Annotated in this window: 18 protein-coding genes; 4 read left to right on the forward strand and 14 right to left on the reverse strand. The window is 72.9% G+C overall.

From position 1 onward, the window contains the following. Positions 1 to 159 precede the first annotated feature (159 nt). From FF041_RS12265 to FF041_RS12280, 4 genes are all read right to left on the reverse strand, one after another. Positions 160 to 1,188, reverse strand: a complete 1,029-nt coding sequence (locus FF041_RS12265; protein WP_153481551.1) for a 6-phosphofructokinase — start codon at positions 1,186 to 1,188, stop codon at positions 160 to 162. 342 nt (positions 1,189 to 1,530) lie between these two features. Beyond that, complete coding sequence (locus tag FF041_RS12270; protein WP_153522863.1) at positions 1,531 to 2,211, reverse strand: response regulator; 681 nt, start codon at positions 2,209 to 2,211, stop codon at positions 1,531 to 1,533. An 82-nt stretch (positions 2,212 to 2,293) separates the two neighbouring features. Beyond that, positions 2,294 to 3,577, reverse strand: coding sequence for a MacS family sensor histidine kinase (gene macS / locus FF041_RS12275; protein ID WP_153522901.1), 1,284 nt, complete (start codon positions 3,575 to 3,577; stop codon positions 2,294 to 2,296). Between the two features lie 78 nt (positions 3,578 to 3,655). Beyond that, a complete protein-coding gene (locus tag FF041_RS12280) occupies positions 3,656 to 4,450 on the reverse strand; it encodes a lysophospholipid acyltransferase family protein (RefSeq protein WP_153522864.1) in 795 nt (264 codons plus the stop codon). Between the two features lie 175 nt (positions 4,451 to 4,625). Between FF041_RS12280 and FF041_RS12285 the strand changes: the two genes are divergently transcribed. Together FF041_RS12285 and FF041_RS12290 are read left to right on the forward strand one after the other, a co-directional pair. Further along, positions 4,626 to 5,405, forward strand: a complete 780-nt coding sequence (locus tag FF041_RS12285) for an alpha/beta hydrolase (RefSeq protein ID WP_323391771.1) — start codon at positions 4,626 to 4,628, stop codon at positions 5,403 to 5,405. After that, positions 5,398 to 6,030, forward strand: coding sequence for a hypothetical protein (locus tag FF041_RS12290; RefSeq protein ID WP_323391773.1), 633 nt, complete (start codon positions 5,398 to 5,400; stop codon positions 6,028 to 6,030). Before FF041_RS12285 ends, FF041_RS12290 begins: the two co-directional genes overlap by 8 nt. A 26-nt stretch (positions 6,031 to 6,056) precedes the next feature. Here the strand turns inward: FF041_RS12290 and FF041_RS12295 are convergent, their stop codons facing one another. The 6 genes from FF041_RS12295 to FF041_RS12320 all read right to left on the reverse strand — a co-directional run bounded on the left by FF041_RS12295 (position 6,057) and on the right by FF041_RS12320 (position 11,379). Continuing rightward, positions 6,057 to 6,764 carry an endonuclease/exonuclease/phosphatase family protein gene (locus tag FF041_RS12295; protein ID WP_153522866.1) on the reverse strand — a complete coding sequence of 236 codons (708 nt, stop codon included), beginning with the start codon at positions 6,762 to 6,764 and terminating at the stop codon, positions 6,057 to 6,059. A gap of 301 nt (positions 6,765 to 7,065) precedes the next feature. Further along, positions 7,066 to 8,007 (reverse strand): ROK family glucokinase, encoded by a 942-nt coding sequence (locus FF041_RS12300; RefSeq protein ID WP_153522867.1) that lies wholly within the window; start codon positions 8,005 to 8,007, stop codon positions 7,066 to 7,068. Between the two features lie 71 nt (positions 8,008 to 8,078). Then, entirely contained in the window at positions 8,079 to 8,591 is a 513-nt protein-coding gene (locus FF041_RS12305) for a DUF5304 domain-containing protein (RefSeq protein WP_153522868.1), read from the reverse strand. A gap of 204 nt (positions 8,592 to 8,795) precedes the next feature. Then, positions 8,796 to 9,977: an ArsA family ATPase gene (locus FF041_RS12310; protein WP_153522869.1), complete on the reverse strand. Its 1,182-nt coding sequence runs from the start codon at positions 9,975 to 9,977 to the stop codon at positions 8,796 to 8,798. Beyond that, positions 9,977 to 10,426 (reverse strand): SRPBCC family protein, encoded by a 450-nt coding sequence (locus tag FF041_RS12315; RefSeq protein ID WP_153522870.1) that lies wholly within the window; start codon positions 10,424 to 10,426, stop codon positions 9,977 to 9,979. Before FF041_RS12315 ends, FF041_RS12310 begins: the two co-directional genes overlap by 1 nt. 176 nt (positions 10,427 to 10,602) lie before the next feature. Beyond that, positions 10,603 to 11,379: a metallophosphoesterase family protein gene (locus FF041_RS12320; protein ID WP_153522871.1), complete on the reverse strand. Its 777-nt coding sequence runs from the start codon at positions 11,377 to 11,379 to the stop codon at positions 10,603 to 10,605. 279 nt (positions 11,380 to 11,658) lie between these two features. Here FF041_RS12320 and FF041_RS12325 point away from each other — a divergent pair, with 279 nt between their 5' ends. Then, the gene (locus tag FF041_RS12325) at positions 11,659 to 13,455 is read left to right on the forward strand and encodes an AMP-dependent synthetase/ligase (protein WP_153522872.1); all 1,797 of its coding nucleotides are present in this window, start codon (positions 11,659 to 11,661) and stop codon (positions 13,453 to 13,455) included. 101 nt (positions 13,456 to 13,556) lie between these two features. Here the strand turns inward: FF041_RS12325 and FF041_RS12330 are convergent, their stop codons facing one another. Together FF041_RS12330 and FF041_RS12335 are read right to left on the reverse strand one after the other, a co-directional pair. Continuing rightward, entirely contained in the window at positions 13,557 to 15,176 is a 1,620-nt protein-coding gene (locus tag FF041_RS12330) for a GMC oxidoreductase (protein ID WP_153522873.1), read from the reverse strand. Between the two features lie 124 nt (positions 15,177 to 15,300). After that, positions 15,301 to 16,443, reverse strand: a complete 1,143-nt coding sequence (locus tag FF041_RS12335; protein ID WP_153522874.1) for a glycosyltransferase family 4 protein — start codon at positions 16,441 to 16,443, stop codon at positions 15,301 to 15,303. A gap of 123 nt (positions 16,444 to 16,566) precedes the next feature. Here FF041_RS12335 and FF041_RS12340 point away from each other — a divergent pair, with 123 nt between their 5' ends. Next, on the forward strand, positions 16,567 to 17,853 hold the full coding sequence (locus FF041_RS12340) for a glycosyltransferase family 87 protein (RefSeq protein WP_153522875.1): 1,287 nt from the start codon (positions 16,567 to 16,569) through the stop codon (positions 17,851 to 17,853). Positions 17,854 to 18,367: 514 nt separating this feature from the next. Here the strand turns inward: FF041_RS12340 and FF041_RS12345 are convergent. Then, positions 18,368 to 19,633, reverse strand: a complete 1,266-nt coding sequence (locus FF041_RS12345; protein ID WP_323391776.1) for a hypothetical protein — start codon at positions 19,631 to 19,633, stop codon at positions 18,368 to 18,370. Positions 19,634 to 19,665: 32 nt separating this feature from the next. Then, entirely contained in the window at positions 19,666 to 20,694 is a 1,029-nt protein-coding gene (locus FF041_RS12350) for a C40 family peptidase (protein WP_323391778.1), read from the reverse strand. Between the last annotated feature and the right edge of the window lie 35 nt (positions 20,695 to 20,729).

A 20,729-nucleotide genomic window follows, 5' to 3' on the forward strand; every position in this document is an offset into this window, starting at 1 on the left:
AGGCCGGTCTTGAGGGGGCTCGCCCGTCCGGCTTGAGGGGGCGACGGGGCCCGGGGCCCGCTCAGGCCCCGGCGACCGGTCTGCGAACGCGGCCCGGTCGCCCGGGCGTCGTGGGGATCTCCCGCGCCCCGGGCGGTGCCGGGCCGGTTCGGGCGGCCGTCAGCCGAAGAACACCCCGACCTCCGCGTACAGCTCGGGATCGACCGTCTTGAGCTTGGCGGTGGCCTCGGCGATCGGCACCCGCACGATGTCCGTGCCCTTCAGCGCGACCATCCTGCCGAAGTCGCCGTCCCGTACCGCGTCGATGGCGTGCAGTCCGAAGCGGGTGGCCAGCCACCGGTCGAAGGCGCTCGGAGTGCCGCCGCGCTGGACATGGCCGAGAACCGTGGTGCGGGCCTCCTTGCCGGTGCGCCTCTCGATCTCGTTCGCCAGCCACTCGCCGACGCCGGAGAGCCGTACATGGCCGAAGGAGTCGAGCGAGCCGTCCTTGAGGACCGCGTCGCCGTCCTGCGGCGCCGCGCCCTCGGCGACCACCACGATCGGGGCGTAGGTGGCCCGGAACCGCGAGGTCACCCACTCGCAGACCTGGCTCACATCGAACCGCTGCTCGGGGATGAGAATGACGTTGGCGCCCCCGGCGAGTCCGGAGTGCAGGGCGATCCAGCCCGCGTGGCGTCCCATCACCTCCACCACCAGGACCCGCATATGGGACTCGGCGGTGGTGTGCAGCCGGTCGATCGCCTCGGTGGCGATGCCGACCGCGGTATCGAAGCCGAAGGTGTAGTCCGTGGCGGACAGATCGTTGTCGATGGTCTTGGGGACGCCGACGCAGTTGACGCCGTACTCGTCGTGGAGCCGGGCGGCGACCCCGAGGGTGTCCTCGCCGCCGATCACGATCAGTGCGTCGACCTCGGCCTTGGCGAGATTGTCCTTGATGCGGCGGATGCCGTTCTCCGCCTTGAGCGGGTTGGTCCGCGAGGAGCCGAGAATGGTGCCGCCACGGGGCAGGATGCCACGGACCGCGGGGATGCCGAGGGGGACCGTGTCGTTCTCCAGCGGTCCGCGCCATCCGTCGCGGTAACCGACGAACTCGTACGCGTACTCCTGGACGCCCTTGCGGACGGCGCCGCGGATGACAGCGTTGAGGCCGGGGCAGTCGCCGCCCCCGGTCAGTACTCCGACGCGCATGGATACTTCCCTTCGCCTGGTGAGCCCTGTGGACCGTCACGCTAATGGTGATCCAGGTCACTCCGGGATGGGAGGGAAGGTCAATTTCTGTCCGAGACGCGGTCTTTGCGAACCGCCCTCGCGCATCCCTTGCCCTACGGGCCCCGGAGGCATGCCGGAGCCGCCCGGGAGGGGGTCCGCGCGCCCCCGGCACGGTCGCGTATTCACTCGTACGAGGGGCGCGGAGGCGTTTGACGCACGCCCGGTCGGCCTAAGGAGCGCGTGGGCGGGTCAGGTGCTCGCGTCGGCCCGAGGAGGCGGGTCGACACCCCGGTCGCCGGCTCAAGGAGGCGCGTGGGCGGGTCAGGCGCTCGCGTCGTCGAGGCCCCGCTCTATCGCGTAGCGCACCAGCTCCACCCGGTTGTGCAGCTGAAGCTTGCCCAGGGTGTTCTGCACATGGTTCTGGACCGTGCGGTGGGAGATGACCAGACGCTCGGCGATCTGCTTGTACGACAGCCCCTTGGCCACCAGCCGCAGCACCTCGGTCTCCCGCTCGGTCAGCTGAGGGGCCTTCGGCTCGTCCGCCCCGGCGGCGGGGGCGGGTTCGGAGGCGAGCCTGCGGTACTCCCCCAGCACCAGACCGGCGAGCCCCGGGGTGAAGACCGCGTCGCCCGCCGCCGTGCGCCGCACCGCGTCGGTCAGCTCCTCCGTACTCGCCGACTTGAGGAGATAGCCGGTCGCGCCGGACTTGACCGCCTCCAGCACATCGGCGTGCTCACCGCTCGCCGACAGCACCAGCACCCGCAGTCCGGGCAGCGAGCCGACCAGCTCCTTGCAGACCTGGACGCCGGGCAGCGCGGGGAGATTGAGATCGAGCACGAGCACATCCGGCGCGGCGGCCTGGGCGCGGCGGACCGCCTGAAGCCCGTCGCCCGCCGTCGCCACCACGTCGAAACCCGCTTCGGCCAGATCGCGGGCGACCGCGTCCCGCCACATCGGATGGTCGTCGACGACCATGACCTTCACCGACTGCCGATCCGTCATCCGCTCTCCGCCTTGCCCCGTCATGCCTTGCCTTCCCCCGTCATGCCTTCCACGACCATCGCCCGCACCGGCTGCCGGCCCCTCATCCGCCGTCCGCCTTCCCCCGTGACGCCTCGCGTGCGTCCGTCTCCGCCGATGTGTCCGGACCGCGGGCGGTCCGGCCGGGTCCCGGGACGCGCGGGGGCTTCGCCGACAGGACCCGCGGGACCCGCAACTCGACCTCGGCGCCCTGGCCGGGAACCGAGATCAGCTCGGCCGTGCCGCCCAGATCCCGCAGCCGCCCGCGGATCGAGAGGGCGACCCCGAGCCGCCCCTCCCCCTCCGCCTGCGCGAGCCGGCCCTCCGCGATGCCGGGTCCGTCGTCGCGGACCGTGACGACGACCTCGTCCGGCCAGTCCTCGATCAGGATCCAGGCGCGCGCGCCGTCGCCCGCGTGCCGCGCGACGTTGTCCAGGGCCGCGCCGACGGCGGCGGCCAGTTCCCCGGCCGCCCGCGCCGGCAGCAGGACGGGCGCGCCAGGCTCGGAGAGGGTGACTCTGGGGCCCGCGTGCCGGGCGAGCAGCGAGCGCAGATCGCACCCGCCGGGGCCGTCCGCCGCTTCTTCGTCCGTGTCCGCGGCGCCGACCGCAGGGCTCGCGGCATCGTGCGCGGCGCCTCCGGAGACGGGCGGCGCCCCCCTGGAGACCAGGGTGCGCAGCGCGATCTCCTGCTCTCCCGCCATCCGGCCCAGCTCGGCGGCCTCACCGCCGATCGCCGCGCCGCGCCGCTGCACCATCGCCAGCACCTGGAGCACGCTGTCGTGGATGTCCCGGGCCAGCCTCTCCCGCTCCCGGGTCGCCGCCTCGATCTCCAGCGCGCGGGCGAGGGTGCGCTCGGAGGCGCGGGCGACCTCCACCACATAGCCGATGGCGATGGAGGCGATCCAGACCAGCAGCACGGCGTGGAAGGTCTCCCGGCTGGGCTCGCCGCGCTGGACGATATTGGCGACCGCGACGAAGGAGGAGGCGAAGGCCGCCCACCGCCAGCCGCCTTTGAGGGCGAAGGCCAGCACGGAGCCGGCCGCCCAGATGGAGGGCAGCGTCGCCCCGTCGACCTGCTGGGCCTGGGCGTCGGCGAGCGGGGTCAGCAGAATGCCGGTGACGGCGATGGTGAGATCGATGCCGAGGAACCGCTTGGTGCAGCGCTCGGCGCTGAACACCCTGGGCAGGGTGGCCAGCGTCCACCCGCAGAGCACGGTGAGAAACCCGGCCGCGACCCAGGGCCGCTCGAAGCGGTCCGGGGTGGAGAGGAAGAGCAGTACCGCGTACCCCATGGTCAGCACGCGATAGCCGGTGAGGGCACGCCACAGCGGCAGCTCCACCGACATCCGCACGACCCGCTCGCGCTTGGCCGACTTCCCCACGTCTTCCCCCCAGAACGAACGCGCGACGAGAACGAACGCCGACTACGCGGCCGGACGGTCCTTCTTCTCCGCGCCGCCGCCCGTCGCGCCGTCCGTCTCCGTCTCCGCCTTGGCCTCGGCCCTGTCGGCCTTCTCCGCCGCCTTGGCGGCGGCCTTCGCGGCCTTCTCCTCCTCGGCCAGCTGGCGCTTGGCGACCATCGCGTAGATGTCGACGTACTCCTGGCCGGAGAGCTTCATGATCTCGTACATGACCTCATCGGTCACCGAGCGCAGGATGTAGCGGTCCTCTTCCATGCCCTGGTAACGGGAGAAGTCGAGGGGCTTGCCGATCCGGATGCCCGGCCGCATCAGCTTGGGGATCACCTTGCCGGGCGGCTGGATCTTCTCGGTGTCGATCATGGCGATGGGGATCACCGGGGCCCCGGTGGCGAGCGCCACCCGGCCCAGACCGCCCGGCTTGCCCCGGTAGAGCCGGCCGTCCGGGGAACGGGTGCCCTCCGGGTAGATGCCGAAGAGCCCGCCGCTCTCGATGACCTCGATCCCCGCCTTGATCGCCGCCTCGGCCGCGCCGCGCGCGCCCGACCTGTCCACCGGGAGCTGTCCGACGCCCTTGAAGAAGGCGGCGGTGAGCCTGCCCTTCACTCCGGGCGAGGTGAAGTACTCCGCCTTGGCCACGAAGGTGACCTTGCGGTCGAGCACCGCGGGGAGGAAGAACGAGTCCGAGAACGAGAGGTGGTTGCTCGCGAGGATCGCCGGGCCGTGGGCGGGAATGTTCTCCAGACCTTCCACCCAGGGTCTGAAGGCAAGCTTCAGCGAGCCCCCAAGGGAGAACTTCATTGCGCCGTAGATCAACTCGAATGCCTCCTATTGCTGTCGAACAGACCTTAACCCGAGGTGACGGGCTATCCCCGCGTCGGAGGCCGACCGGATCTGGTCGGTGTCAGTCCGGTCGCGTACGGTGAGGTACACCCTTCGAGCTCGATTCCATAGAAAAAGAGAACAGGAGATCCCGGTGCCGGTCCTTCCCGGAGCCGAGCCCTACCGCCATGAGGGCGGCGAGGTCGGTGTCCTCCTCTGTCATGGATTCACCGGTTCACCGCAGTCGCTGCGCCCCTGGGCCGAGCATCTGGCGGAGCGCGGGCTGACCGTCTCCCTGCCGCTGCTGCCCGGACACGGCACCCGCTGGCAGGACATGCAGCTCACCGGCTGGCAGGACTGGTACGCCGAGGTGGACCGGGAGCTGCGCGAGCTGATCGCGCGCTGCTCCACGGTCTTCGTCTTCGGGCTCTCCATGGGCGGCGCGCTCACCCTGCGGCTGGCGGCCAGGCATGGGGACGCGGTGGCGGGCATCGTCCTGGTGAACCCGGCGAACAAGCTGCATGGCGCCGGTGCGCACGCACTGCCCGTGGCCCGGCACTTCATCCGGAGCCGACCGGGGATCGCCAGCGATATCGCCAAGCCGGGCGTGCAGGAGGTCGGCTACGACCGGGTGCCGCTGCGAGCCGCGTACTCCCTGCGGAATCTCCTGCGGCTGGTCGACGGTGAGCTTCCCCAGGTCACCCAGCCGCTGCTGCTGCTGCACAGCCCGCAGGACCATACGGTGCCGCCGGTCGACTCCGCGCGAATCCTCAGCCGGGTCTCCTCCACCGAAGTCAAGGAGATTCTGCTGGAACAGAGCTACCACGTGGCGACGTTGGACCACGATGCGGAGCGGATTTTCGAGGAGAGTCACGCGTTTGTCGGCCGGTTCGCTCCGGATATCGGGAAGAAGGGGAGCAGCGCCGGTGGCTGAGCAGCATGACGCGGACCGGGAGCCGCAGCCCATCGACGAGGAGGCCGCCTGGGCCGCCATCGTCGCGGGCTACGGCGAGGAGCCGGCGGATCCGCCGGGCGCCAAGCCGTTCAAGTCGGTGGAGGATCTGGCACGGCTCGAAGACGGGGTGAACGACGCGCCCCGGTCTTCGAAATCGCCGGAGTCCACGGCCGAGTCCGAGCCGGAGTCGACGGCGAAGTCCGAGCAGGACTCCGGGCCGGGCTCCGAGTCGGAGCCGGAGGAGGACCGGCCCGCGCTCGGCAGTTCGATCACCTTCGCGCCGGGCGTCGGCGGTGCGGGTCCCCGGGACTACCGGATGGCCGAGCCCAAGGACGAGGATCTGGACGAGTCCGACGAGGGGCACTTCGTGCCGCCGGAGCCGCCGCCGCTGCCGGAGGCCGATGTCACGGCGAAGTTCGCCTGGCTGGCGGTGATCGGCGGGCCGGTGCTGATGCTGCTCGCCGTGCTGTTCCGGTGGGATATGACCTGGTGGCTGACGACGCTGTGCGTCGGCGGGTTCCTGGGCGGTTTTGTGACGCTGGTGGCCCGGATGTCGACCGGGGACGACGAGGACGACGACCCGGGCCGGGGCGCGGTGGTCTGAGCCGCCCCGGGGAGCGCGGGGCGGGCTCAGGACTCGGGCACGGTGAGCGTGGCCAGCACCGGGAGATGGTCGGTGGCGGCGCTCAGATCGGCCGGGGTGATCCCGGGGAGGTCCTGCGGCACCCCGCAGCCCTGGACCGTGATGCCCTCGCTCGCGAAGATCGCGTCGATCCGGCGCACCGGTCGCTCCGACGGGAAGGTGTGCTCGCCGCCCAGGGGCGCGACGGCCCGGCAGTCCTGGAGCTCGGCGGCGAGCCGCCGGAAGGCGCGGCCGGCGGGCCGCTCATTGATGTCTCCGGCGGCGATGGCATACGGGACGTCCAGGGCGGCGAGCCGGTCGAGGACCAGGCCCGCCTGCTCGTAGCGCTCCCCGGTCTGAAGGCTCAGATGGCAGCTGAGCACGCCGATCCGGGCTCCCCCGATCCGTACGACGGCGGTGGCGAAGCCCCGGCGGTGCTGGCCGGGGGCGCGGGGCAGCAGGATGTCCTCGGTGCGTTCGACGGTGGCCCGCAGCGAGCAGAGCAGCAGCGGTCCCGCGGCGGTGGCACCACCGCCGAGGACGACGAGACCGGACTTGGCGGCGAGCCGGGCGGCGTGCTTGCGCCAGCGGAAGAAGCGCGGGGCTTCCTGGATGAAGACCAGGTCGGGGGCGCAGGCGCGGATGACGCGGGCGAGGGCGTCTTCGTCGTCGCGGAGGGAGCGGATGTTGTAGGTGAGGACGCGGAGGGCGGGCATGGGGGAACCCTAGGGCCCCGGGGCGGGGGCGCGGGCCCCGAACCTCCGCGTCTCAGCCTCCCCCGGACTGTCCTGGTCTCCGAGGACCTGTTGTTCGTCGTCCCGCAGCGAGGAACGTAGGTCGCGGATCGGTCCCCCGAGGGCGACCAGGGCGGCGAGTAGCCCCGCCCACCCGACCGGGATACGGCAGGCGGGCGGGACCTGTGCCCATCCCGTTCAGTCTTCCCGTGGCTGGTACGGAAGCCGTGTCGCCCTTCCGCCCCCGACAACTCCCGCACCCCGACCAGGTGGCGGAATGCGCCTAGCCCTGGCGGGCCAGGTCTGCCGCGCCGACGAGGCCGGCTTTGTTGCCGAGTTGGGCGGCGAGGACCTGGGCGTGGGGGCGCCACTGGGCGCCGATCAGCCAGCGGCGGAAGGACTTGCGGATCGGGTCCAGGACCAGTTCGCCCTCGTCCGAGACCCCGCCGCCGACGATGAACGCGGACGGGTCGAAGAGCGACGCCAGGTCCGCGAGGCCCGCGCCGGCCCAGCGGGCCAGTTCGCGGAAGGAGTCGATCGCCACCGGGTCGCCCTGCCGGGCCGCCGCGCTGATGTGCTTGCCCTCGATGCCGTCGGGCGTCCCGTCCCCGAGGCCCAGCAGGATTCCGGCGTTCTCGGGGGTGGCGTTCGCCCGCTGGCGCGCGTACCGGACGAGCGCGCGTCCGGAGGCGTACTGCTCCCAGCAGCCCTGGCTTCCGCAGCCGCAGAGGAGTCCGTCCGGGACCACCCGGATATGGCCGAACTCCGCGGCCACCCCGAAGCGCCCGCGGCGCAGCTTGTTGCCGATGATGACGCCGCCGCCCAGGCCCGTCCCGAGCGTGATGCAGATGACGTCGTCGTGGCCCCTGCCCGCGCCGAAGCGGTACTCGCCCCAGGCCGCCGCGTTCGCGTCGTTCTCCACGACGACGGGCAGTCCGACGCGGTGTTCGACCTTGTCCTTCAGCGGCTCATGGCGCCAGTCGATGTTGGGCGCGAAGAGCACGGTGGCGCGCTTGTCGTCGACATAGCCCGCGGCTCCGATGCCGACGGCCTCGATCTCATGTCCCGAGCCCGCTCCGGCCACGGCCGAGCAGATCGCCTCGACGATGCCCTGCGCGGTCGGCGGCGTGGGCACCGTATGGGTTTCGAGGATCGCGCCGTCTTCGTCGACCACGCCCGCCGCGATCTTGGTGCCGCCGATGTCGACGCCGATGGTGAGTCCCATGTGTCCCTCAGATTCGGTCGTGCCCCGCTCGGCCAACCGTACCCGAGGAGACCGCCTGGTCAGCCGAGATGTCAGTCCAGATCGATCTGTTCGCCGGGGCCCGGGTCCCCGTCCCGCCGGCTTCCGGGCTCGCGCCCCGCCGGGTCGGTCTCATCGCCCCCGGCCGCCCCGGCGGTTCCGGCGGCTCCGGCAGCTCCGTCGGATGAGCGCTGGGTCCAGCCGCTCTCATGGCCCGAGACGGCGGACCGGTAGGCGGCCAGCAGCTCACCGCCCGCCGCCGCGAGATGGTCGAAGACCTGGGGGTTGCGCTCGATCACCGGCTCGACGGCGGACTTCGCCTGGTCGACCAGCTGCCGGACGGCGCTCTGCGCGGCCACCCCGGGCAGCGAGGACTGGAATTCGGTGACCTTGTCCGCGACGGCCCCGAGCAGCTTGCGCAGCTCCTCGGCGGCGGAGCCGGGCGGCGCCCCGTGCTCGGCGCGGCGGCGGGCCTTCTCGGCCGCGAGGTCTTCGGCGCACGCCTCGGCCCACGCGTCGGCGTCGATGTCGGCGGCGGCGTCGGGTCGCTCGGTGGCATCGCTCATGGCGTTACTCCTGCACGGGGGCGTCGGTCTGCTGGGGGCACTCGCACGCTCGACGGTACCCGAATGGGCGCGGGCCGTTCAGCGCCGTGCCGTTCAGCGCCGTGCCGCTCAGGGGCCCGCGTGGCCGAGCGAGCCGGAAACGGCTCCGCGACGCCGAGCGAGCCCGGGACGGTGCCGGGCGAGCCGGGTGCGGCTCCGTACGGCTCACGGGGTACGGGGCCACAGCTGCGGGTCGGGGGTGAAGCGGACCGTGAGGACGGCGTCGGCGAGCGCCGCGCCGGAGACGGTGCAGCGGCGCAGCACGGACGGCAGGGGAACGATCCTGCGGAACGGGCCGGCCCGCAGCAGCAGCTCGTCGCCCCGGCGGACCAGGCCGATGCTCTTCTTGTCGGCCCCGGGCAGCCGGATCGACCAGCTGAGCGTCCCGTCTTCGGCGCGGCGGTCCGTGATCCGCTCCCAGGGCTCGGCGGGGCCGGACGGGGCCGCCAGGGCCAGCGCCCCGCCCGCCGCGAGAGAGGCGAGGTCCTCCGGGCCGCGCGGGTCGCGCCCCAGGTGCGGGATCTCCCGCACCTGGCACCGCGGCACCCAGTCGCCGGACCACTCCCCCAGGGCCTTCTCCTGCTGGGCGGCGAGCGCGGCGAGCCAGGTGTCGGACGAGTGCCGGGGCAGTATCCGGTTGGCCACCAGCGCCTCGGTCCGCAGCCCGTGCAGCGCCAGCCCGGTGCGGGCGGCGCGCAGGGCGTCGGCGGCGGCCGGTCCCGGTTCGGCGACCAGTCGCAGGGCGGTGTCGTCGGCGGTGATCAGGTCCTGGACGGCGGCCAGCTCCGTGTCCCAGCGGGCGGCGGTCTCGTACAGCCACTGCGCGGGCATGGGGACCCCGGCGAGCTGGGCGAGCACCGGGCGCAGGGCGCGGGCGGCCTGGCGTTCGGGCGGCAGCAGCCGGCGGAGATAGCGGCGCAGCTGTTCGGGCAGGGCGAGCAGGTCGATCGTCTCGCGCAGCGGGGGCAGATCGAGGACGGCCAGGTCCCAGCCGCCGGTCCGGGCGTCCGCCAGGGCACGGAGCAGGGCGAACTGGGGACTGCCGGGGAGCTCGGTCAGCTCCTCGCCGGCGAGCCGGTTCGCCCCCAGCAGTTCGAGGACCGCCGCGCCGCGTTCCTGGAGGGCGAGGAATTCGGTCCGGAAGGCGGCGCCGCTGTCGACGCGGGCGGCCCAGAGCCCTTCGGCGATCTCCGTGGGATCGGTGGCGAGGGGGGCGCCGAGGACGTCGCCGGGGTCGGCGGTGAGCAGCAGCGCCCGGCGGCCGGGGCCGGCCGCGGCGAGTGCGGTCGCCGCGGCGACGGTGGTACGGCCCGCGCCGCCGAGGCCGGTGACGAGGACCGTGCGCATCAGGCGGCGGGTCCGCTCTCGACGCGCTTCTTCAGTCCGTCGAGCGCGCGGTCGATGATGACCTTCTCGGCCTTGCGCTTGATCATGCCCAGCATGGGGATCTTGACGTCGACGGTGAGGGTGTAGGTGACCTCGGTGCGGTCGCCGCCGCCGACGGGGGTGAGGGTGTACGAGCCGTTGAGCGCGCGCAGCATCTGGGACTTCACCAGGCTCCAGCTGACCTGGTCGGCGCCGTGCCAGGTGTAGGCGAGGGTGTGATCGTCCTTGATCGCTCCGGCGTCGAGGACGAGCCGGACCTGCTCGGCGCGGCCCTGGTCGTCCTCGGAGATCACCTGGGCCTGCTTCACTTCGCCGGTCCACTCGGGGTAGCGGGCGAAGTCGGAGATGACTCCCATCACTTCGGCCGGCGCCGCCTCGATGGTGATGCTCGACGTGGTGTGTTCGGCCATCGCTGCGGCTCCTCAACAGTGCGGTACGGACTGCGGTACGGACCGGGTGATTGTGTGCTGTGCAGGCTATCGCGCCCTGGCCGGCGGCCGTCTCAGGGCCCGGCGGTCACCAGGCGCCCGGGGCGCCGGACCCGGCCGTCACCGAGCCGAGCCAAGCCGGACCCGGAGCGCCCCGCTCACCACTCCAGGGTCCAGGGCCGCCCGGTGGAGGCGAAGTGCCCGACGTTCACGCACTCCGTCGCCCCGACCCGCATCCGGGAGACGAGCGGCTGGTGGACATGGCCGAAGAGGGCGTACCGGGGCCGGGTGCGGCGGATGGCGTCCAGCAGTGCGGGGCTGCCGCGCTCGAAGCGGCGGGCGACGGTGTCGTAGGTGAGCTCGGGCACGTCGGGCGGGATGTGCGAGCAGAGTACGTCGACCTCGCCGAGCGCCAGGACCTTGGCCGCGTACTCCTCGTCGGAGATCTCGAACGGGGTGCGCATCGGGGAGCGCAGTCCGCCGCCGACGAAGCCGAAGACCCGGCCGCCGATCTCCGTCCGCTCGCCGTCCAGGATGGTGGTGCCCGCGCGGGCGTACTGGGGCCAGAGAGCTGGAATGTCGACATTTCCGTAGGTGGCGTACGTCGGCGTGGGGAAGACCGCGAAGAGCTCGGCGTACTGCTTCCGTACCGCCGACTCGATGGCGGTGTCCCGGTCCATGTCCAGTTCCGTCCAGAGCCTGCGGCCGAGCTCCCTGGCCTCCTCGAACCGCCGGGCGGTGCGCAGGGCCACGATCCGGTCGGCGTTCGCGACGCCGAAGAGCTCGGGGAAGATCCCGCGCGAGTGATCGGCGTAGTCCAGGAAGAGAACCAGGTCGCCCAGGCAGATCAGGGCGTCGGCGCCGTCCCCCGCCGTGGCGAGATCCCTGACGTTGCCGTGTACGTCGCTGACCACATTCACTCGCGTGCCTCGCATGGCGGCCACCCTAGGTCGTGTCGTCATCTGGACAGAGGGGCCTGACCGGTCGTTCTTCCGGCATTGCGGGCGAGTGGACTACCCTGCGCGAAGTACTGTCATATACGTGTGACGCGGAAAACATTGGCCGGAACCCCTATCGGTAACAGAGTACCGATGGGTAACGTCCGGGCAGTCCAGTCGTGCTCACCGCCCGATGAGCACCTGCCCGATCTTGGACCGCAACCGGTGCATCACACCGAGAGCCGTGGCGCCGGCGCCCGATGAGGAGCAGCAGTCTTGCGCGAGTTCAGCCTTCCGGCCCTGTACGAGGTCCCCGCGGACGGCAATCTGACGGATCTGATCCGGCGCAACGCCGCTCAGCATCCCGATGTGGCCGTGGTCGGCAGAAAGGTCGACGGGGTCTGGACCGACGTCACCTCCACGCAGTTCCTCGCGGAGGTGCGGTCCGTGGCCAAGGGCCTGATCGCGGCGGGTGTGGAGCCCGGCGACCGGGTGGCCCTGATGTCCCGTACCCGCTATGAGTGGGTGCTGGTGGACTTCGCGATCTGGTACGCGGGGGCGGTGACCGTCCCCGTGTACGAGACCAGCTCGGCCGAGCAGGTCTCCTGGATCCTCGCCGACTCGGGCGCGGTCGCGGCGGTGGTGGAGAGCGACGCGCACACGGCGTCGGTGGAGTCGGTACGCGACCGGCTGCCCGCGCTCCGCGAGCTCTGGCGGATCGAGTCGGGCGCGGTCGACGCGCTGATCGCGGCGGGTGCGGAGATCCCCGACGCCACGGTCGACGAGCGCAGCCGGATCGCGCGGGCGGACGATCCCGCGACGATCGTCTACACCTCGGGCACCACGGGCCGCCCCAAGGGCTGTGTGCTGAGCCACCGCGCCTTCTTCGCGGAGTGCGGCAACGCGGTCGAGCGGCTGAAGCCCCTGTTCCGTACCGGCGAGTGCTCGGTGCTGCTGTTCCTGCCCGCCGCCCATGTCTTCGGACGGCTGGTGGAGGTGGCGGCGATCATGGCCCCGATCAAGCTGGGCTGTGTGCCCGACATCAGGAATCTCACCGACGATCTGGCCACCTTCCGGCCGACGCTGATCCTCGGCGTACCGCGGGTCTTCGAGAAGGTCTACAACGGGGCGCGGTCCAAGGCGCAGGCGGACGGCAAGGGCAGGATCTTCGACAAGGCGGCCCAGACGGCGATCGATTACAGCCGCGCGCTGGACACCGCGCGCGGCCCGTCGCTGGGGCTGCGGCTGAAGCATCTGGTCTTCGACAAGCTCGTCTACAGCAAGCTGCGGGCGGTGCTCGGCGGGCGCATCGAGCACGCGATCTCCGGCGGCGCGCCGCTGGGCGAGCGGCTGGGGCACTTCTTCCGGGGCATCGGGTTCACGGTGCTGGAGGGGTACGGACTGACCGAGACCTGCGCCGCCACCTCGTTCAACCCCCCGGACCGGCAGAAGATCGGCACGGTCGGCCAGCCGCTGCCCGGTTCGGTGGTGCGGATCGCCGACGACGGGGAGGTGCTGCTGCACGGTGAGCATCTCTTCACGGGGTACTGGAACAACCCGGAGGCGACCGCCGAGGCGCTGACCGACGGCTGGTTCCACACGGGCGACATCGGCACGCTGGACGAGGACGGCTATCTCTCCATCACCGGCCGGAAGAAGGAGATCCTGGTCACCGCCGGCGGCAAGAACGTCGCGCCCGCGGTGATCGAGGACCGTATCCGCGCCCATGCGCTGATCGCGGAGTGCATGGTGGTCGGCGACGGACGGCCCTTCGTGGGCGCGCTGATCACCCTGGACGAGGAGTTCCTCGGCCGCTGGGCCACGGCGCACGGCAAGCCGGCCGGTTCGACGGCCGGCTCGCTGCGGGAGGACCCGCAGCTGCTGGCGGAGATCCAGCGGGCGGTGGACGACGGGAACGCGGCCGTGTCCAAGGCGGAGTCGGTGCGGAAGTTCCGGGTCCTCGGAGCCCAGTTCACCGAGGAAGCGGGCCATATCACCCCGTCGCTGAAGCTCAAGCGGAATGTGGTGGCCAAGGACTTCGCCGATGAGATCGAGGCCATCTACCGGGGCTGAGGCCGGGTCCCGCTGGTCCTCCGGACAGCCGGAGGACCCGGAGGACCCGGAGGACCCGGAGGACCAGCGGGACCCGGCGGGCTCCAGGCACAAGCACCCGGTCAGGCGGCCAGATCCTGCTGGATGATCCGCTCCATGTTCCGTTCGGCGAGCGCCGTGATGGTGACGAACGGATTGACGCCGATGGAGCCGGGCACCAGCGAGCCGTCCACCACATACAGTCCCGGACAGCCCTTGGCGCGTCCGTAGCCGTCGGTGGCGCGGCCCAGGACGCAGCCGCCCAGCGGGTGGTAGGTGAAGTCGTCGGCGAAGACCCGGTTGCCGCCGAAGAGGTCGTAGCGGTAGATGGTGGAGTTGGCCCGGTTGAGCCGGTCGAAGAGGGATCTGGCCGCGTCGACCGAGGGCTCGTTCTGCGACCGGTTCCAGTTCAGCTTCGCGGAGTCGGTCGCGGCGTCGTAGACGAAGGCGCCGCGCTCGGGGTTCTTGGTGATCGCCAGATAGAGGCTGATCCAGTGTTCGAGGCCCATCGGCAGCGGCGCGATCTCCGCGAAGACGGGGTGCACGGGGTTGTTCCAGTCGTCGATGCCCAGCACGGGCATGGTGGACTGCCTGGCCCCGACGGTGTCCCAGAGATGGTTGGCGCGGGCGGTCATCACATTGCCGTTGTGGCCCCAGCCCTGGCCGACCTCGGGGTGCAGATCGGGCAGCGCGCCGGTCTCACGGGCCCGCAGCAGCAGTTCGGTGGTGCCCAGGGAGCCCGCGCCGAGGAAGAGCCGGCCGCAGCCGATCTCCTTGGTCTCGACGACCCGTCCGGTGTCGTCGGAGCGCTCCACGGTCAGTACGTACCCCCCGCCGGCCTCGCGGCGTATCGCGCGCACCCGGCTCATCGTCTCGATGGTGACCTTCCCGGTGGCGAGGGCGTCCGCGAGATAGGTCTTGTCGAGGCTGCGCTTGCCGTGGTTGTTGCCGTAGAGGACCTCTCCGGCCAGCGCCGACTTGGGGACCTCGCCGGCGGCCTCGCGCCGCATGTAGTCGAAGTCGTAGACATTGGGCACGAAGACGGTGCCCAGCCCGGCGCGGTGGGCGTGCTTCCGGGAGACCCGGGAGAAGCGGTACCACTCGGTGGACTCGAACCACGCCTGGTCGACGTCGTTGACGCCGAGCATCCGGCGGGCGCGCGGGAAGTAGGTCTCGTACATCCCCGCCGCGTCGACCTGCGGGAGGACCTCGGAGAAGTAGTCACGACGCGGGGTGACCGCCATGCCGCCGTTGACCAGTGAGCCGCCGCCGACGCCACGGCCGACGTAGACGGACATGTCACCGTAGGCGACCCGGTCCAGCACCCCCGGATACGGGTCGATCCGCCGGTTGACCACATCGAGCCAGAGGAAGGTGGAGAGCGGGGCCTCCGTGCGGTTGCGGAACCACATGGAGCGCTGGTCGGGCTCGATGGTGCGGCAGAAGATCTTTCCGTCCGGGCCCGGGGTGTCCCAGAGCCGGCCCATCTCCAGCACGATCGTACGGACGCCCGCCTGGCCGAGGCGGAGCGCGGCGACGGCCGCGCCGTACCCGGAGCCGATGACGACGGCGGGGGCGCGGTCGGCGGCGGGGGGCTCCACGGCGGCGGCCGAGGAGAGACCGATCCGGGTGAAGCCGAGTGCGGCGGCGGTCTGGAGGGCCGCCGCGCCCAGCAGATGACGACGTGTCAGATGGGATGCCATACGCCGATCATCGATGAGAACCGGCCTGCTGCCCATACCTCTCAGGGTGGAAATCGACTTCCCGTCAGTGAATGTCTTTACGCAGCTCAGCGATCTGTCAGGGAACGGATGATCTTGTGGATTTTCAGAGGAGAGTGCGCAGCTTCCCGGCCAGCAGATCCCAGCGCCACTTCTCCTCCACCCACTGCCGTCCGCGCTCGCCCATCCGGCGGCGCAGCTCCGGATCCGACAGCAGGGTCACGATCCGCTCGGCCGACTCCTCCGCCGAGCCGCCCCGGACCACCCAGCCGGTCTCGCCGTCGAGCACCGCGTCCGGCGCACCGCCGGAGTCGCCCGCGACCACCGGCAGACCGGTCGCCGACGCCTCCAGATAGACGATCCCGAGGCCCTCCACGTCCAGTCCGCCCCGGCGGGTGCGGCAGGGCATCGCGAACACGTCGCCCGCGCCGTAGTGGGCGGGCAGCTCCGACCAGGGCACCGCGCCCGTGAAGCGCACGGCGGACTCGACCCCGGTCTCCCGGGCGAGGGTGCGCAGATCGCTCTCGTAGGGACCGCCGCCGACGATCAGCAGGACCGCGTCGGGGATCTCCGCCAGGATCGCGGGCATCGCCCGGATCAGGGTGTCCTGCCCCTTGCGCGGCACCAGCCGGGAGACGCAGACCACCACCGGGCGGCCGGCCAGCCCGAGGCGCTCGCGGACGGCGTCCCCGCCCGAGCCCGGATGGAAGGTCTTCTCATCGACGCCGGGCGGCAGCTGGACCATCCGGCCGGCCGCCTCGGGGGTGAGCGCGGCGGCGATCCGGGAGCGGGTGTACTCGCCCAGATAGGTGATCGTGTCCGTGCCCTCGCCGATCCGGCGCAGCAGCTGCCGGGCGGCGGGCAGCTGCGCCCAGCCGGCCTCATGGCCGTGCGAGGTGGCGACCAGCCGCCGCGCCCCCGCCCGGCGCAGCGCGGGGCCCATCAGCCCGAGCGGGGCGGCGGCTCCGAACCACACGGACTCACAGCCGTGCTCGCGCAGCAGGGCGGCGGCCCGGCGGGTGACCCGGGGCGTGGGCAGCAGCATCGTCGTTCGGTCGCGTACGACCGTGAACGGCTGCTCGGCGTCGAAGGCGGCGGTCGCCTCCCGGCCCTCGGGTCCGCGCTTCCAGGTGGAGGCGTAGACGACGAGCCGGTCCGGATCCAGGCGCAGCGCCATGTTGTGCAGAAACGCCTGGATGCCGCCGGGGCGGGGCGGGAAGTCATTGGTCACGATCAGGGTCTTGTGCATCGCCTGCCGACAGTACCGAAGTCCGCGGGCGGCTCCGAACGGCCCCGCCTGACCGCGGCGATGGGGCCCGCGCGGCATCATGAGGATTTCGCCGTTCCCCAGGAGGAAAGGGGCTGAGCTGCGATGGCGGGCGCACGCGGCGGTATCCGGCTCCTGGTGTGGCTTCTCACCAGAGCGGCGCTGCTGCTCTGCGTCCTGAAGGCCGTCACCTTCCCCGGCCCGGACGTCACCACCGATGTGTCGGTGATCTACCAGGGCTGGTACGAGGTGCTGCGCACCGGCGTCTTCCCGCCGGACGACGTCGCCTGGCAGTACCCGCCGGGCGCGGCGCTCGCCGTGCTCTCCCCCGGGCTGCTGCCCTTTCTCGGCTACGCCGGGGCCTTCTTCCTTCTGGTGCTGCTCTGTGACGCGCTGGTGTACGGGCTGCTGGAGTACGCGGCCGGACGGGCGGGCGGGTCGGCGCGCGGGGTCTGGGCCTGGATCGCGGGGGTGCCGCTGCTGGGGCCCACCGGGTACGCGCGCTACGACCTGATGGTGACGGCCGTCGCGGTGGCCGCGCTGCTGGCGGGGACGCGCCGCCCCCGGGTGCTGGGCGTGCTGGCGGGGTTCGGGGCGCTGCTCAAGGTCTGGCCGGTGCTGCTGCTGGTGGGGCTCGCGCGCGGCCGGACGGCACGCCGGGCCTGCGGTGCGGCGGCGCTCACGGCGGGCGGGCTGACGCTGGCGGCAGCGGCGGCGATGCCGGGGGCGCTGGCCTTCGCGAGCTCTCAGCGGGACCGGGGGACGGAGGTGGAGTCGCTGGGGGCGCTGGTGTTCCATCTGGCGCGGCACGCGGGCTGGGCGGGGGAGGTACGGCTGAACTACGGGTCGATGGAGTTCCTCGGGCCGTACGTCCCCCTGGTGTCGGCGCTGGCGCTGGTGCTCGCGGCAGCGGCGGCGGGGTGGCTCGGGGTGTGGCGGCTGCGGGCCCGGGTGCGGGGGCCCGGGGTCCCGGCGGACGCGGCGTTCACGGCGGTGCTGCTGTTCACGGTGACCAGCAGGGTGATCAGTCCGCAGTATCTGCTCTGGCTGGTGGGGCTGGCCGCCGTCTGTCTGGTGTCCCAGGGCGGACGGATGGGGCTGCCGGCCGCTCTGGTGCTGGCGGCGACGGGGGTGACGGTGCTGGAGTTTCCCGTCTGGTTCGCCCATGTGGTGGCGAGCGATCCGCTGGGGGTGGGGCTGATCGCGGTGCGGAACGGGCTGCTGGTCGCGGCGGCGGGGGTGGCGTGCCGCCGGCTGTGGCGGGGGACGGTCCCGGGGCGCACGGGGGCCGCGGTGGCCGCGGCTGCCCTGGGGGACACGGCCCGGAGCGTACCGGGCCATGTCCCCCACCAGGGGCCGGAGGACCGGGCTCCGGCCCGGGGGACCCGGTGAACCGGTCGAACCGCCAACTCCGTAGACAACACAGACAGCACAGACAGCGCCGGCCCCGGGCTCGGGGCACCCTGACACCACCGGGTCCGGCCGCCGCGTCCGACCCCGCGAACCCCGACCCGGGCACCGCACGGCACCGGCCCGTCGGCCCGTCAGAGCACAGCCGGCCCCTCCCCCGGACCAGGGGCACGCGGCCCCCGGTCCGGCTGCCCGCAGCCCCGGGCTCGGGCTCGGGGCACCCTGACACCACCGGGTCCGGCCGCCGCGTCCGACCCCGCGAACCCCGACCCGGGCACCGCACGGCACCGGCCCGTCGGCCCGTCGGCCCGTCAGAGCACAGCCGGCCCCTCCCCCGGACCAGGGGCACGCGGCCCCCGGTCCGGCTGCCCGCAGCCCCGGGCTCGGGCTCGGGCTCGGGGACACCCTGACACCAAAGGGCCCGGCCGCCGCACGGCAACGGCCGCCCGCAGCCCCTGGTGCCGCGGGGTGGGCCGGCCGGCTCACCCCGCAGGGCTCAGTCCCCGCCCGGTTCCGCCGCCGTTCCCAGGCGTTCGTGCAGATAGGCACGCCACTCGGCGGTGAAATCCGCCGGGGTGGTCTCCAGCACCTCGGCGAACGCGTGCTCGACCGCGCCCGTCTGCTCGCTCCCCCGCCCCACCGCGCGGTAGAAGTCCGTCAGCCGCCGCTCCCCCCACCGCTCGGCGATCAGCTCGCAGGCCAGCCAGCCGCCCTCGTACGCGCGGGCCAGCCGGTCCGCGTCGCCGCCGAAGGCGAAGTCCTCGTCGTCGGGAAGCCGTGCGGGGGCGTCCCCTGCGCGGACCGCCCGCTGGAGTTCGGGGGCCGTCTGGCTCGCCGTACGGCCGGTGTCGCGGTAGGCGGCCCAGTCGGCGAAGCCCTCCGAGAGCCACATCGGCGTGGCGGGCGAGGTGTACGCCCGGGTGGCCACATGGGTGGTCTCATGCGTCAGCACCACCTCCTTGCCGAAGTCGCCCAGGGCGCCGTACGCCGCCGGATTGACGATCACCCGGTCCGCCGGGCCCGGCCCGCTCACCCCGGTCTCCCCCGTGGTGACGGCCGCGATGCCCCCGTAGCCGGCCGCGGGCGCCCCCAGCAGCTCCCCCATCGCCTCCAGCGTCTCCGGTACGAGCACGACGACCCGCCCGGCCCACGGGGACGGCCAGGCGTCCGTCACGGCCGGCACGGAGCGGTCCGCGGCCCGGGCCAGGGCCCTGACCCGGGCCGGGTCCTGCCCCACGGCGAGCACCAGGCTCCGTTCGCCGCGCACCGCCTCGACCTCGCCCTGCTGCCAGAGCAGCTCCGCCGCGCCCTCGGCCGGGCGGTCGTCCGCGACGTACCAGCGGCCGTCGTGGCGTTCCAGGGAGATCTCGCGCTCCGCGGTGACCGGCGCGGAGTCGTATCCGCTGAGGCGGTAGCGGAGCTCGGCCCCGGCGACGGCCCGGTCGCCGTCGCGGTCCACCGCGCCGAGCCGGTACTCCCAGGAGCCGAAGGGCACGTCCGCCATATCGCGGAACCGCCGCCGCTCGGTGCTGTACAGCTCCGCCGAGCCCGGTTCGATCCCGGCCAGATAGGCCCGCTCGTCGCGGGCGAGCACGGCCGCCGCCCGGGCGTCCAGGACCCGCCGGACCTCGTCCGCCGCGGGGTCGGCGACCCTGGGCGGCGCACACCCCGAGAGCAGCGCCGGAGCCAGCAGCACGACGGCGAGGACGAGTCCCGTCGCCGCCCGTGCCGCCGCGTGTCCCGCCCGCCTGTGATCCGCCACGCTGCCGATCGTACGGAACGCGGACGCCGCGCTCAGACCCTGGTCACCGAGGAGACGGGCATCATGCCGACGGGGTCGTAGCGCACCGCCGCGCCGGGATAGGGCGCGTGCACGACCTGGCCGCCGCCCATGTACATCCCGATATGGCTGGCGTCGGAGCGGTACGCGACCAGATCGCCGGGACGGGCCTCGGAGAGCGGGATCCGGCGGCCCGCGTGCCGCTGCGCCTGCGAGGTGCGCGGCAGTCCGACGCCCGCCTGGGCGTAGGACCACTGGATCAGCCCGGAGCAGTCGAACCCGGCGGGGCCGTTGGCGCCCCACACATAGGGCCGGCCGACCGCGCTGCGGGCGGCCCGCACCGCGGCGGCGGCGCGGGAGGTGGCCGGTCCGGCGCCGGAGAGCTCGGGCGGCTCCCCGCGTCCGGAGCGGGAGCCCCGGCCGTACGCCTCACGGTCCCGTGCGGGCAGCGTGTTGAGCAGCCGCTGGGCGGTGGCGAGCTTCCGCTCGACGGTCCGCTTGTGCCGGGCGACGGCGGCCCTGCTGCGTTCGAGCCCGGCGAGGGCGCGCAGGGCCACGGTCCGCTCCAGGCCCAGTTCGCGCTGGACCCGCTGATAGTCCCGGAGCACGCCGCTGTGGCGCTCGCCGAGCCGCTCCAGGGCCTCGGCCCTGATCAGATAGGTGTCGGGGTCCGAGGAGAACAGCAGATCGAGCGCGGGGTCCATGCCGCCGGAGCGGTACTGCGCGCCCGCCACCGCGCCGAGCGCCTGGCGCATCCGGTTGACCCGCTCCTGGCCCCGCGCCACCCCGTCCTGGGCGCGGGCCACCTTCCGGCGCAGCTCCGTCACCCGCACGCCGGCGTCGTTGAACTTCTCGGTGGCCCGTTCGGCCTCCTCGAACAGCCGGTCCACCGCGGCCCGCTCGCTCTGCGGGGAGTCCTTCGGGTCGGCGCTCGCGGGTACGGCCCCGAGCGCTGCCGCCGCCGTCGCCGCCGCGGCGGACAGAACGGTGGCCCTGGCGCTGTGAGTGAGACCGGATTGCGGGGGCCGTCGATGGGACGCCACGTGCCGCGCTCCCTTCCGCGTGTACGAGGAAATGC

This window comes from Streptomyces jumonjinensis (assembly GCF_009600885.1).
Classification (GTDB): domain Bacteria; phylum Actinomycetota; class Actinomycetes; order Streptomycetales; family Streptomycetaceae; genus Streptomyces; species Streptomyces jumonjinensis.